The organism is Longilinea arvoryzae (genome assembly GCF_001050235.1).
GTDB lineage: Bacteria > Chloroflexota > Anaerolineae > Anaerolineales > Anaerolineaceae > Longilinea > Longilinea arvoryzae.
Map to the genome: position 1 here is coordinate 3,877,009 of NZ_DF967972.1, position 12,647 is coordinate 3,889,655.

Here is a 12,647-nt window from a genome sequence, read left to right on the forward strand (position 1 = left end):
ATAGTGTAGAAATCAACGAGTCAAAACCGATCGAGGTATGCATGGCTTTCGAAGAAGTCAATTCCACCCTCCTCACCTCACAATTGCTGATGAATGATAGCGACGAGCGCTTTTTCGAGCAATTCAAACTGGGAACCACCCGGTATTACACGCTGCTTCACCTGGAACAGTCTCCCGGCCTGACCCTGAGCGAACTCAGCCAGCGCCTGATCTGCACCAAGGGCAACATGACGCGCATTCTCAAAAGCATGCAGGCGGACGGCCTGCTGGAACGCTATAACGATCCCAGGGACGGACGCGCCATTCGCCATACCCTCACACCGCGCGGGATGGCGCTGCTGGTCAGAGTCAGGGCCGCCTATCGGAACTTCCTGGACCAGCGCTACGCGGGCCTGGAACTCTACGAAATCGACTCGCTTCAGCGCATCCTCTCGCGCTTCAACCGGCGTTTGGAAGCATCTCTGCGCCCAACGGAATGAGATTCAAGCGTCTGGCTGTGGGAGAGGAAGAATATTAATTGATGTATAAACTAATTTATTGTTTAGTCTGTTGAATATAATATACACATCAACCAATTTGCTCGAAATCATCTTAATCCGGCGCGGAGAGGATTCTTTACGGCAGCCGCGGCTTCCATGATTTGAACGCCCAGCCGGAGGCCCAGCACATGTCCGATCAATTCTTCGACTATCCTTATTTGAACGCCGAGGATGTTTTCTCTCCGCCGGCCTGGGCCAAGGATACGGTGGGATATCAGATCTTTCCGGAGCGGTATGCCCGCGGCGGCAGCCCAGGCTGGTAAAACGGCGAGGACGGCGGCATCGATAGGTTTGCCGGCGCGCCCAGCATTTATTACGGTTCCGAATTGGGTCTGACCGGCGATGACGACCACAACCGGGCCCCCTATCCCTGGAGTGACTCTCAAAACCGGGTTCTGCACGACCTGGTTAGCCGGTTGATTCACCTCCGATCCAGGGATTCCGTAATGAGATCCGCAGACCTGATCTGGCCGCTGGTCGATCCCGCGATCAATACACTGGTCTTCCGTAAAGTGTCAACCGGCAAACGGCTTTAGGTGTTCATAAATGTGAATGCCCAGGCTCAGGCCGTGCCGTTTCCGGCAGAGATCCGGCATCACCGCCTGATCGATTTATTGCGGGAGGACGAAATCGTTATCCGATTCCATCCTCCTGCTGCCATACGGGTGCGCCATGCTGTCGAGACAACCGTCCTGAGAGATCAGAAAAGGCCGGCCATCAACAGCGCGTCATAAGTAAAGCCCAGGGCGATCCCGCCCAACCAGAGGACGCCAACGACCAGGGCTACCACCCGCCAGCGGGCAATGGTCAGAGCGCCGGCGATGGCGCCCAGGGACGTCCCCGAACCGCACAGCAGGAAAGCCAGCGCAGCGCCCTGACTCATGCCGCCCTGGATCAACCCCTGCACCAATGGCAGCGAAGCTTCGCTGTTGATGTACAGCGGCAGGCCCAACGTTGCGGCTAGCGGGACGCTGTATACCTTACCGGCCCCGAATACCAACCCGATCCATTCCGAAGGCACCAGGCCGTTCAAGAAAAAACCGATGAAGGCAAAGCCGAAAAACATTGGCAGCAGCCTGCGGGCCGTGAGCGCGGATTCTTTGCATAATGCGCTGATTTGAAACCGCTGACCGAAGGATTGGATCCGCTCGGCCAGGCCAAGAGGATTACTGCTACTACCTCCCGAACATTCGCAGCCCACCTGCGGCGTGGTTCGAAAGGCAGCCTCATGCGCGCCGCAATCGCAAGTTCCCGCCAGGACCGGGACCGCCGCTGGTACAGCCAGAGCCGGCTCACCGCAGCAGGCCGGTGCTGCGCGAAGCGAGAGAACCGGTTTGACCGTGCGGCCGCAGCCGCAAGTATCCGCCGGCAGGGAGGGCTCGGTTTTGGGCGGATCGTTTTTCACCAGCCCGGCCAGGCGCGACTGGCCGTGGAACCAACCCCGGTTTTCCAATCCAGCGGCGATGCCCCCGGCCACCAACCCCAACAGGATCGAGGCAACGAAATAGGTCACTGCGAAAGGCCAGCCGAACAACCCCGCGCTGTAGATCAATTCTCCCGGCGAGCTCAGCGGTGAAGCCACCATGAACGCCACGATCGGAGCCCACGGCATCATCCCGGCCATCATGCCCAGGAGGATGGCCGTGGTGCCGCACGAACACAGCGGCGTACCGACTGCGGCTGCGGTGGCAGCCACCACCCCCGCCTGCCGGTAGCGCAATAGAAATGCGGAAACTTTTTCGGGTTTCAAATAGGCTTTGAACGCCGCCGCCAGAAAGATACTGGCGAGTAGAAAGGGCCAGTTGTGCAGGAAGCTCAGGCCCACCTGCGAGATTGATTTTAAGAAAGCCTGAAGAATAATTTGCATCCGAATTCTCCTGATGTTGTGTGATTACACAAGATAGACGGAGCGGACGCAAAAAGGACGCAAGAACGGTCTTAGAAATCGAGCTCTTCTCCGTCGCAGCAGCAGCAATGCGAACGGTAGCAGCACAGCACCCCGCGCACATCGAACTCGAAGTGGCAGCAGCTTAGCAAGGCATCCAATACCATCTGGCGAGCGCGCTGGACGCGCGATTTGGCGCCCGAGAAGGAAATACCGAGCCGCTCGGCCGCCTGCTTCTGGCTCAGGCCTTCATATTCGGTCAGAATCAGAGCCTGGCGGTACAGTTCGGGCAAACCTTCGACCAGCTCGCGCAGCGCAGGCGCCAGTTCGGCGGCGGCGTCGGGTTCTTCGGGTTCATCCGCGATCAGTTCGTTTTCGATCCCTGAGCCTTCGAGTGGCACCACCCGGCGCCGGGCGCGATAATAATCGGTGATGCTGTTGCGGGCGATCTGGAAGATCCAGCTCTCCAGACGGTCCATATCACGGACGCCATCCAGATGGGTATGAATACGCAAGAAGACTTCCTGCAGGATGTCATCGGCAACCGTTTCATCCGGCACCCGGCTGAGGATGAAACGGTGCAGCCGGTCATGCATTTGTGTCCAGAGAGATTCCAGGTTCGAACTTTGCATGATTCCCGATTCCTGATCCCAGAATTGATGACGAACCCAAAGGAAGGCTCTGCTTATGCAGGGACGTTAACAATCTTATCATTTTTCTTGCTACAATCGTATCAAACGACAAGTGGAGCTGAAAGCATGATCCCAATCCGCGATCAAACCCCGACCCGCAATTTTCCTCTGATCAATTATGCTTTGATCCTGCTTAATGTCATTGTCTTTTTATTCTTCCTGATGGCCGGCGTAAACCAAAACGCGTTGGTGGAAAAGTATGCCCTGATCCCGGCTAATTTTACGGCTCATACCAGCCTGGCCAGTTTCAGAAATATTTTCACCAGCATGTTCATGCACGCCGGTTGGGCGCACATTATCGGCAATATGCTTTACCTGTGGATCTTCGGCGATAACGTCGAGGATCGCATGGGCCATTTCAAGTATCTGGTCTTCTATCTGCTGGGCGGCCTGGTGGCGTCGCTGGCTCACGTCTATACCAATCCAATCTCCCAGATCCCTACGGTTGGCGCCAGCGGCGCCATTGCGGCCGTGCTGGGCGCCTACCTGGTGCTCTACCCGCGCAGCCGGATCCTGACCTTCATTCCACTGGGTTTCTTCTTACAATTGAGGCCGGTGCCGGCCAGTATCGTGCTGGGATTCTGGTTCGTCCTTCAGCTCTTCGAAGGCTTCCTCAGCCTGGGTGGGCCCGACGTGGGCGGTGTGGCCGTGTGGGCGCACGTCGGCGGATTTATTTTTGGCGTGGTAATTGCCTTCCTCTTCGCCAGACGCCACGAACCCAGCAGCCCCGTCGCCTGGTAAGCGCAGCTCGCTGATCGAATCGGCCGCCGGACCTATTCGACGGCAATGCGCCATAAATACAGCGAGGCCACGGACCCATAAGGAGAATAGCGCCGCCGGTAGCCATCGAATTGCGCCCGATCGAGCGAATCCTGCCCGTACAGAATTCGCATGCCGCGCCGGATGCCCAGATCACCCCAACTGACCACGTCCGGGCGCTGCATGGAAAAGATCATCAACATTTCTGCGGTCCAGACCCCGATGCCAGGCAGGGAAGATAAACGCTGGATCACTTGCCCATCCTCCAAAGCCGGCAGCGCGCTCAGATCCACCTCGCCCTGCTCGATCGTGCGGGCGGACTCCCGAATATATCCGGCTTTGCGCATCGACATGCCGCAGCCTTGAATTTCTTCGACCGGTAAGGTCGCCAGGTGCCCCGGCGTGATCGGCGCGCAGCGCTCTGCCACCCTGCCCCACACCGTGGCGGCTGCTTTGGCTGAAATCTGCTGGGCGACAATGGCGCTCACCAGCGCTTCGAACAGATCCGGGATGACGCCGCGCTCGATCCTGCCGATTCGATCGATGGCCCGCCCCAGTTCGGAATCCCGCGCCTTCAGATAATCGATCGCCTCGCCGTTGTAGCGGAAATAATCCATCTCAGGTCTGTTGCTCCCGCCAGGCCCGGATTGCCGCGGCGTGAATCGGATAGTGGCTGTAGGTGTCCAGGCGTAAACGCCGCCGGAAGCGCGTGTCGCTGGCAAACGGCTCTTCCGGGACGCCGTTCAAATACACCACCAGGCGCTGGTGAGTGTCCAATGCCTGGCGGCGCACCTCTGCCAGGGTCAGTTTCTGCTTCAGCTCTGTCATCCGGGCGTTGAAGGCATCGATGCCGCCGTACACGACCGAATAACGCGGCGGACGGATGCCCTGCAGGATCTGCGGGAGATGCTGCAACGATTCCTCCTCCCACCAGGCCACATGCGCGATGAGATCCCTCACCGACCAATGCTCCATCACGCCCGGCTGCAGCATTTGATCGTCGCTCAAACCGGTGTAAGAGTCGTTGAAGGCTGCCCAGGCGGCTTCCAGTTTTGCCAGCACCTGTTGTCTTTTCATGTATCCCTCCTTTCCCGAACCTTTACTCGACATCGACCCATAAAAGCTCGTGTCTGACGGGCCCCGGCTCGACAGGCTCATTATACAAAATAGTCCTTGAAAGAACAAAGTGCTGCCCATAACCGGGCAGCACTTTGTAGATTGTGAAAGGGTATTTTTTATTCGGCCAGGGCCTGTTTGACGACGGAACCGTCGACCGTTTCGGTCTTCAGCAACTGGCGGGTCAACCATTCCAGCGCCGAATGGTGTTCCTGCAGCAGATTCTGCGCGCGTTCGTACTGCTGGGTGATGATGCGCTGGACTTCCTCGTCGATCATCTTCAACGTTTCGGGACTGGCGGTGGCGGTGGTATCTTCGCTCGCCAGGAACTGGTACTGCTGCGTGGCGTAGCGGACCGCGCCCAGCTTATCGCTCATGCCGAATTCGGTCACCATGCGCCGTGCCAGCTCGGAGGCGCGTTTGATGTCGTCGCTGGCGCCGGTGCTGATCATGTTGAACACCACCTGTTCGGCCGCGCGCCCGCCCAGCATGACCGCGATTCGATCTTCCAGTTCAGCGCGGGTCATCAGGTAGCGGTCCTCGGTCGGCATCTGCATGGTGTAGCCCAGCGCGCCGCGGCCGCGCGGGACAATGCTCACTTTGGCCACCGGATCGCCGTGCGGCACCAGTTCGGCCACCAGTGCGTGTCCGCTCTCGTGATAGGCGACGGTGGTGCGTTCCTGTTCGTTCATCACGCGCGATTTCTTTTCCAGACCGGCCACCACACGTTCGATGGAGGCTTCGAAGTCGGCCATGGTCACACCGTCCGCGTTCCGGCGAGCTGCCAGCAGGGCTGCTTCGTTCATGACATTGGCCAGATCGGCGCCGGTGAATCCGGGAGTGATCCGCGCCGCCCGTTCGAGATCGAACTCCGGAGCCAGCTGGATATCCTCACTGTGGATGCGCAGAATCTGCAGCCGTCCTGTCAGGTCAGGGGCCGAGACGGTTACCTGGCGGTCGAAACGCCCGGCGCGCAGCAGCGCGGGATCGAGAATTTCGGGCCGGTTGGTGGCAGCCATGATGATGACCGGTTTACCTTCTTCCGAACGAAAACCGTCGATCTCGGAAAGCAACTGGTTGAGGGTTTGTTCGCGTTCGTCGTTGCCGCCAAAGCGCGCGGCGCCGCCGCGGGATTGACCGATGGCGTCGATTTCATCGATGAAGATGATCGAAGGCGCCGCCTTGCGAGCCTGTTCGAACAGGTCGCGGACACGGGCCGCGCCAACGCCCACAAACATCTCGACGAATTCAGAACCGCTGGTTTCGAAGAAGGGCACCTGCGCCTCGCCCGCGGTAGCCTTGGCCAGCAGCGTCTTTCCCGTTCCGGGAGGGCCAATCAGCAGCACACCCTTCGGGATGCGCCCGCCCAACCTGGCGAACGACTCAGGCTGCTTGAGGAACTGGATGATCTCTTTCAGTTCCTCGATGGCTTCATCAGCGCCGCCCACATCCTTGTAAGTCACGCCGATCTCTTCGGGCTTGACCTCGGTTGCCTTGCTCTTGCCGACGCCCATCACGCCACCCATGCCGCCCATGCCAAAGCCGCTTTTCGAGAGGCGGCGGTAACCAAAATACCAGATTCCGCCGATCAAAACCAGCGGCAGAACATAAGCGATCAGGAAATTACCAACCGGGCTGGCCGGCTCGGCGACACTGTATTTCACTCCGGCCTGATCCAGGTCCTGGATCAGGGCTGGATCCCCGGTGGGGATGGCGGTCGTGGTGAAATTTACCGGTTTGGCCTGCGCTGAGGTGTCGTTTGGATTCTTCATCGTTCCCACGATCCGGTCCGTGCCCAGCGTCAACTCAATAACGTCGCCGGCTTTGATCTTCGCCTTGAGTTCGCTATATGGAATCTCGATTTCGCGGATCATCAACGGCGTGAGGATAAACTGCTGGAATAACCACATGCCGATCAAGGCAACGAAAAGGTAACTCAGGCCAAAATTTAATTGGCGCTTTCGAATTTCGTTATTGGAATCTGAATCCTTATCGGATTTGCCTTTATCGGGTTCAGGAATTTGTTTTTTCATCTTTCACACCTTTTAATCATCAATGAGTGTAGAATACACCTCATTTTTCAGAAGCGGATCTGGCAGTTTCGCCTTCGGCCTCGTGAATTTGGTCGATCAGGCGGGTCATTTCAGCGACAGCCATTGCGCTCATCCGTTTTACCGCCAGCAGCCGCTGGCGATCCTGCGGGCTTTCATCTTCCAATTGATTCAATCCCTGTATGGACAGGTCATATAAACGTTCAAATTCCGCCTGCCGGGCCAACAACATGCTTTCTGTGGCGTTAGGATGGATCCGGTAGAAGTCGCCGCGCGCGCCAATTTGTGCGACTTTTTCGATCAGGCCCATCTGCCTCAATTGGCGGGCGATGGTGCTGACGCTGCCCTTGCTCATTTGGAGCGTTTCACCGATCTCTTTGGCCGATTGAACAGGCGGAACGCAAATCAACAACCAGCCCAGCAGTCTGCCGGCCATCCGGGGTAGATGCTGGGTTTCGAAAAAGGTTTCGGCCTTTTCAACGAATTCTCTTTTCGGGTTGTCATCATTCAATTCGGTATGCTCCTTTCTGTTTTCACCAGAGGTTGCATTCGTTTGTTTATTTCTATATGTTTCGTACGTACTGAACTAATTTTAACGAGGAACCATTAATCCCTTAATAGAGTCTTGTTAATTTTTTATTTGAAAACCCGCAATGGGACGATTTATATACAAATTTAAGATATTCATGCTATTGTTTAGTATATTCGTAGCGATATAGACGTAAAGGAGAAAAAATGGAAATCGATCCCGTCTGTGGTATGCAAGTCGACCCCAAAACGGCCGCTGGCAAGTCCGAATACCAGGGCAAAACCTATTACTTCTGCTCACCCGGCTGCAAGAAGTCCTTTGACAAGGAACCTGAAAAGTACCTGGCCAAACCGGGCAGCGGGCACAGGATGCACTGAGTACGCGCCTGCGCCAGGGAGAGTTCCACCCTGGTTGGAACCAGCGTATATTAACGAAAGGCCAGTGGGGGAACCATTCCCTCCTGGCCTTTTTGGCACAAGTCGCAAAAGAGATGAGCGATCGTATGGATTGACCTGGCAGGTCGAAAGGTGGGAAGATGAACGATCATCATCAGCATCCTTCAGCACACGCTGAGCCTGAAAAAACCGAAAGGGTCGACGCGCATCACGGCATGCCCGAAAGGCCAGAACCACAGCCCGCGGCGTATGAGCAGGAACACGTCGGCATGGATCACAGCCAGCACAACAGGCACCCGGATATCGAAGCCGGAAATGCCGGGCATGCCATTCCCCTTGCGGCCGGTCAAAACATCGGGCACGCCGACCATGGCGAGGCGCACGCCGATCACACGGGTCACGAGCAGATGTTCCGGCGCCGCTTCTGGGTTTCGCTGGTCCTCTCGCTCCCGGTCATCCTGTACAGCAGCGGCCTGCAGATGATGCTGGGTTTATCGCTGCCGGCATTTCCCGGCAGCCGCTGGTTGGCGCCTGTCTTCGGCCTGATTGTATTCATTTATGGCGGCCTGCCTTTCCTGCAATTGGCTGTGCCGGAAATCAAAAATCGCCAACCCGGCATGATGACGCTGATCTCGCTGGCCATCTCGGTCGCCTTCCTGTACAGCGCCGCCACGCTCTTCCTGCCCGGCCAGATGGACTTCTTCTGGGAACTGGTCACATTGATCGATATTATGCTGCTCGGGCACTGGATCGAGATGCGCAGCGTACGCCAGGCCTCTGGCGCATTGAATGCGCTGGCCAAATTGATGCCGGATACCGCCGAACTCATTCGAGCAGACGGCAGCACCGAAACCGTGGCGGCCAGCCAGCTCCGCAACGGCGAGCGAATTCTGATCCGGCCTGGCGCGGGCATCCCGGCGGATGGTGAAGTGCTCGAGGGTGAGTCATCCGTCAACGAAGCCATGATCACCGGTGAATCCAGACCCATCAACAAAGCACCCGGTGCCCGAGTCATTGGCGGCGCCATCAATGGCGAGGGCAGCCTGCGCGTGCAGGTCACCGCCACCGGCAACCAGACCGCGCTGGCTGGCATTATGCGTCTGGTGGAGCAAGCCCAACAATCCAGGAGTCGCACACAAATACTGGCCGACAAGGCTGCCGGCTGGTTATTCTATATCGCCATCGGCGTGGCAGTCCTGACTGCGATTGCCTGGACGATCGCGACCGGTTTCAACATTACTGTGATCGAACGCGTAGCCACGGTGCTGGTCATCGCATGCCCGCATGCACTCGGGCTGGCCATTCCGCTGGTGGTCGCCATCACCACCAGCATCGGCGCCGCCAACGGCATCCTGGTGCGCGACCGTCTGGCGCTCGAAAAGATGCGTTTGGTGGATACCGTATTGTTCGATAAAACCGGCACGCTAACCGAAGGTCGCTTTGGTGTGGTCGCCATTGCGGTGACCGGCAACTTGAATGAGGAGGAAGCCCTGGCGCTGGCCGCTGCGGTGGAAGGCGATTCGGAGCACACCATCGCGCGCGCCATTCGTGAGAGCGCCGTTGCACGCAACCTCACGCTGCCGACCGTGAACATGTTCGAAGCCATCCCCGGTCGCGGCGCCATGGCGCACAGCGAAAGCGGACGGCTGTACGTCGGCGGGCCGCGCCTGTTGGAAATGCTGCAACTGCGCCTGCCCGAACGCCTGGAACCATTCGAGTTGCAGGCCAGCGGGAAAGGCCACAGCGTGGTGCATCTGCTGCGTTCCGCTCATGACGGCAGCCATCCGGAGGCAGTCGCCTCGTTTGCCATGGCGGATGTGGTTCGCCCGGAGAGCCGCGCGGCGGTAAGGAAGCTGCATGAAATGGGGGTGCATGTCGCCATGCTTACCGGCGACAGCGCGGCAGTCGCCAAAGCCGTGGCTGAAGAATTGGGCATCGACACCTACTTCGCCGAAGTACTCCCCCAAAATAAAGACGCCAAGGTGAATGAACTGCAGAGCCAGGGGAAAACCGTGGCCATGGTCGGCGACGGCGTGAACGATGCGCCAGCACTCACCCGCGCGGACGTGGGCATCGCCATTGGCAGCGGCACCGATGTGGCCGTAGAATCGGCCGGTATCATCCTGGTGCGCAGCAATCCGCTGGATATCGTGAAAATCATTACCCTCAGCCGGGCCAGTTATCGAAAGATGATCCAGAACCTGGTCTGGGCGGCCGGTTACAACGTCGTGGCATTGCCGCTGGCAGCGGGTGTACTGGCACCCGTCGGGATACTGCTTTCACCGGCGATCGGCGCCATTTTGATGTCGGTGAGCACCGTGATTGTTGCCATCAACGCCCAACTGCTGCGGAAAGCAAATTTAACCTAGCTCTGGTATTCGGCCCGGCAGAGAGTCTGTCAGGGGCTGCAGGCGCCGGTCCGCTGAAATGGACGGCTTCGGCGGATTGCAGAGTCTCAACCACCGCTTGCAATGCTGAAAGTCAGGGTCATGGTCGTGCCCTGGTCTTTTCCGGCCGATTCGGCAGAGATCGTCCCGCCCTGGGCAGTCACCAGCGCCTTGCAGATGGCCAAACCAAGGCCCATCTTGCCGGAACTGCCGCCGCGGGATTTGTCAGCGCGGTAGAAGCGGTCGAAGACATACGGCAGATCTTCCGCATCGATCCCGGCGCCGCTGTCGCGAACGCTGATCTGAATGTGATCGGCCTGCAATTCAGCCCCCAGACGGATCTCGCCGCCCTGAGGGGTGTATCGCAGGGCATTTTCGACCAGATTTTTTAGCACCTGAAGCATCCGGCCTTCATCGATCCGGATCACGGGCAGTTCCTGAGCGCAATCCAGCTTTATTTCGACGCCCTGGCGGGCCGCAATGGGCTGGTAGGCCAGGTAGACTCTTTCCAATAAATCGGGCAGTTGCACCGGGGCGAGTTGAATTTCCAGCCCACCGGCTTCCACCTGGGATAGCGTGGTCAGATCGCCCACCAACCGGCGCAGATGCTCGATCTCAGTCTTGATGATCTCGATGCGCTTCGGCGTCAGAGTCACCTCGCCGCCTTCCAGCATCTCGATATAACCGGAGATGATCTGCAGCGGCGTACTCAGATCGTGGGTGATGTCCGCGGTCATGCGTTTGCGCTGCTGATCGGCCTTGAACAGATCTGCGCTCATCGTATTGAACGTCGTCGTGAGCTGCCCCAGCTCATCCTGTGAAGTCACCGGGACCTGCTGCTGCAAATCTCCGCTCGAAAGGGCCTGCGAGGCCTGGGTCAATCGGCGGATCGGTTTGATCAGGCGCCTGGAAAGGAAGAAGCCCATCCCAACCGCGACCAGCACGCCCGCCAGCGCTGCCAGCCCAATGGCAAGGGTGGTGCGCTGAAGGAAGAGCTCTTCTTCCGAATTGAGCTTGAACTGGAATTTAGTGTCCGGCAGGATCCAGGCCACCGTCTTCCCATCCACTTCCACCGCCACCGCATTCTGAACTTTATCGGCCGGCACGATCTGGCCCACATCGTACCCCAGAGTTGGAAGCAGAGCCCGGTACTGAGTGTCCACCAGGCCGTGCAGTCCGCGGATATCGTGGCTCTGGTTGGGCTGTTGCTGTTGGGGCGGGTTGCCCGGCTGCTGAGCGGAGTTAGGCGCCCCGCCTGGATTGAATTGAGTATAGTATTCAATAAAGTCGTCCAGCGAGCCGTTGGCGGCGTAATACGTCTGCACGGCTTCCTTCAAACTGGCGGTCTGCTGTTCGACCACCAGGTTCATCAGGGATTGCCCCGAGGTCAATCGGATGAGCGCCGAGACGACCAGCACGGTGATCAACGCCACGACCAGGTAGGAAAAGATCAATTTCCCCTGCAGTGATCGCTTCATTCAGCCGCCTCCAGAAAGCGGTAACCGATCCCAAAAACAGTCTCGATATACCGGGGTTGGTCCAGGTCGTCATCCAGCTTCAGGCGCAGGTTGCGAATGTGGATCTTCAGGGTGGATTCGGAGCCGGCGTACCCGTTTTCCATCAACCCAATCGCCAGATCCGCGCGCCGGATGACCTTGCCTCGAGCCTGCATCAGCATGGCCAAGACTTGAAATTCCAGGGGCGTCAAATCGATGGTCTGGCCCCTTTTCTTGACTTCATGCTTGTCGAAATCCAGTGAAATGTCACCCACAATCAATTCGGGTTTGCATTCCTCACGCGTTCCCACCCGGCGCAGGACCGCGCGCATGCGCACCAGCAATTCGCGCAGCCGGAAGGGTTTGGTGATATAGTCATCCGCCCCCAGATCGAAACCGTGGATGATATCGGCTTCCTGCTGGCGGGCGGTGATCATGATGACCGGGATACCCGACTCGCGTCGCAACTGGCTGATGAACTGATAGCCGTCCATGGTTGGCATCATGATGTCCAGCAAAATCAAATCCGGTTCGCGCTGGTGCACTACATCCAACGCCTCGCGCCCGTTGGACGCGGTCAGCACCTCGAAATCCTGCCCGCTCAGGAAGTCGCTGATCATCACCTGCACATTTTTCGTGTCGTCCACCACCAGAATTTTTCTTGACATAAGGATATTATAGCCAGCCTTTCGTTTTCTTTTCTTCCCAAATGCGAAACGGATGGGCGCCCAACCCATCCCATTTCGTTGTTATGGAGGAGAAAAGAAGATTGCTTTCCATCACCGCCGCCGTTCCCAA

Annotated in this window: 13 protein-coding genes; 5 read left to right on the forward strand and 8 right to left on the reverse strand. The window is 58.0% G+C overall.

All coding sequences use genetic code 11. The annotated features are described in order from the left end of the window. Positions 1-41: 41 nt before the first annotated feature. Positions 42-479 carry a MarR family winged helix-turn-helix transcriptional regulator gene (locus LARV_RS17390; RefSeq protein ID WP_075074834.1) on the forward strand — a complete coding sequence of 146 codons (438 nt, stop codon included), beginning with the start codon at positions 42-44 and terminating at the stop codon, positions 477-479. A gap of 188 nt (positions 480-667) precedes the next feature. Next, positions 668-802 (forward strand): hypothetical protein, encoded by a 135-nt coding sequence (locus LARV_RS20835; protein ID WP_269084966.1) that lies wholly within the window; start codon positions 668-670, stop codon positions 800-802. A gap of 437 nt (positions 803-1,239) precedes the next feature. Here LARV_RS20835 and LARV_RS17395 read toward each other — a convergent pair whose 3' ends face one another. Both LARV_RS17395 and sigZ read right to left on the reverse strand, forming a co-directional pair. Further along, positions 1,240-2,406, reverse strand: coding sequence for a permease (locus tag LARV_RS17395; protein ID WP_075074835.1), 1,167 nt, complete (start codon positions 2,404-2,406; stop codon positions 1,240-1,242). 71 nt (positions 2,407-2,477) lie between these two features. Further along, positions 2,478-3,056: an RNA polymerase sigma factor SigZ gene (gene sigZ, locus LARV_RS17400; RefSeq protein WP_075074836.1), complete on the reverse strand. Its 579-nt coding sequence runs from the start codon at positions 3,054-3,056 to the stop codon at positions 2,478-2,480. 126 nt (positions 3,057-3,182) lie between these two features. Between sigZ and LARV_RS17405 the strand changes: the two genes are divergently transcribed. Continuing rightward, entirely contained in the window at positions 3,183-3,857 is a 675-nt protein-coding gene (locus LARV_RS17405) for a rhomboid family intramembrane serine protease (protein WP_075074837.1), read from the forward strand. A gap of 32 nt (positions 3,858-3,889) precedes the next feature. On the opposite strand, the gene LARV_RS17410 is transcribed toward LARV_RS17405, so the two are convergent. The 4 genes from LARV_RS17410 to LARV_RS17425 all read right to left on the reverse strand — a co-directional run bounded on the left by LARV_RS17410 (position 3,890) and on the right by LARV_RS17425 (position 7,553). After that, positions 3,890-4,492 (reverse strand): DNA-3-methyladenine glycosylase family protein, encoded by a 603-nt coding sequence (locus LARV_RS17410; RefSeq protein ID WP_075074838.1) that lies wholly within the window; start codon positions 4,490-4,492, stop codon positions 3,890-3,892. A gap of 1 nt (position 4,493) precedes the next feature. Then, positions 4,494-4,952, reverse strand: a complete 459-nt coding sequence (locus LARV_RS17415; RefSeq protein WP_075074839.1) for a DinB family protein — start codon at positions 4,950-4,952, stop codon at positions 4,494-4,496. Between the two features lie 158 nt (positions 4,953-5,110). Further along, the gene (ftsH, locus tag LARV_RS17420) at positions 5,111-7,024 is read right to left on the reverse strand and encodes an ATP-dependent zinc metalloprotease FtsH (RefSeq protein ID WP_083522670.1); all 1,914 of its coding nucleotides are present in this window, start codon (positions 7,022-7,024) and stop codon (positions 5,111-5,113) included. 40 nt (positions 7,025-7,064) lie between these two features. Beyond that, positions 7,065-7,553 carry a GbsR/MarR family transcriptional regulator gene (locus tag LARV_RS17425; RefSeq protein ID WP_075074840.1) on the reverse strand — a complete coding sequence of 163 codons (489 nt, stop codon included), beginning with the start codon at positions 7,551-7,553 and terminating at the stop codon, positions 7,065-7,067. Between the two features lie 224 nt (positions 7,554-7,777). Here LARV_RS17425 and LARV_RS17430 point away from each other — a divergent pair, with 224 nt between their 5' ends. Both LARV_RS17430 and LARV_RS17435 read left to right on the forward strand, forming a co-directional pair. After that, complete coding sequence (locus LARV_RS17430; RefSeq protein WP_075074841.1) at positions 7,778-7,948, forward strand: YHS domain-containing protein; 171 nt, start codon at positions 7,778-7,780, stop codon at positions 7,946-7,948. A 158-nt stretch (positions 7,949-8,106) separates the two neighbouring features. Beyond that, a complete protein-coding gene (locus LARV_RS17435) occupies positions 8,107-10,335 on the forward strand; it encodes a heavy metal translocating P-type ATPase (RefSeq protein WP_075074842.1) in 2,229 nt (742 codons plus the stop codon). A gap of 86 nt (positions 10,336-10,421) precedes the next feature. On the opposite strand, the gene LARV_RS17440 is transcribed toward LARV_RS17435, so the two are convergent. Together LARV_RS17440 and LARV_RS17445 are read right to left on the reverse strand one after the other, a co-directional pair. Continuing rightward, a complete protein-coding gene (locus LARV_RS17440; RefSeq protein WP_075074843.1) occupies positions 10,422-11,831 on the reverse strand; it encodes an ATP-binding protein in 1,410 nt (469 codons plus the stop codon). Beyond that, positions 11,828-12,517 (reverse strand): response regulator transcription factor, encoded by a 690-nt coding sequence (locus LARV_RS17445; protein WP_075075290.1) that lies wholly within the window; start codon positions 12,515-12,517, stop codon positions 11,828-11,830. The genes LARV_RS17440 and LARV_RS17445 overlap by 4 nt, the downstream gene beginning before the upstream one ends. Positions 12,518-12,647 lie beyond the last annotated feature (130 nt).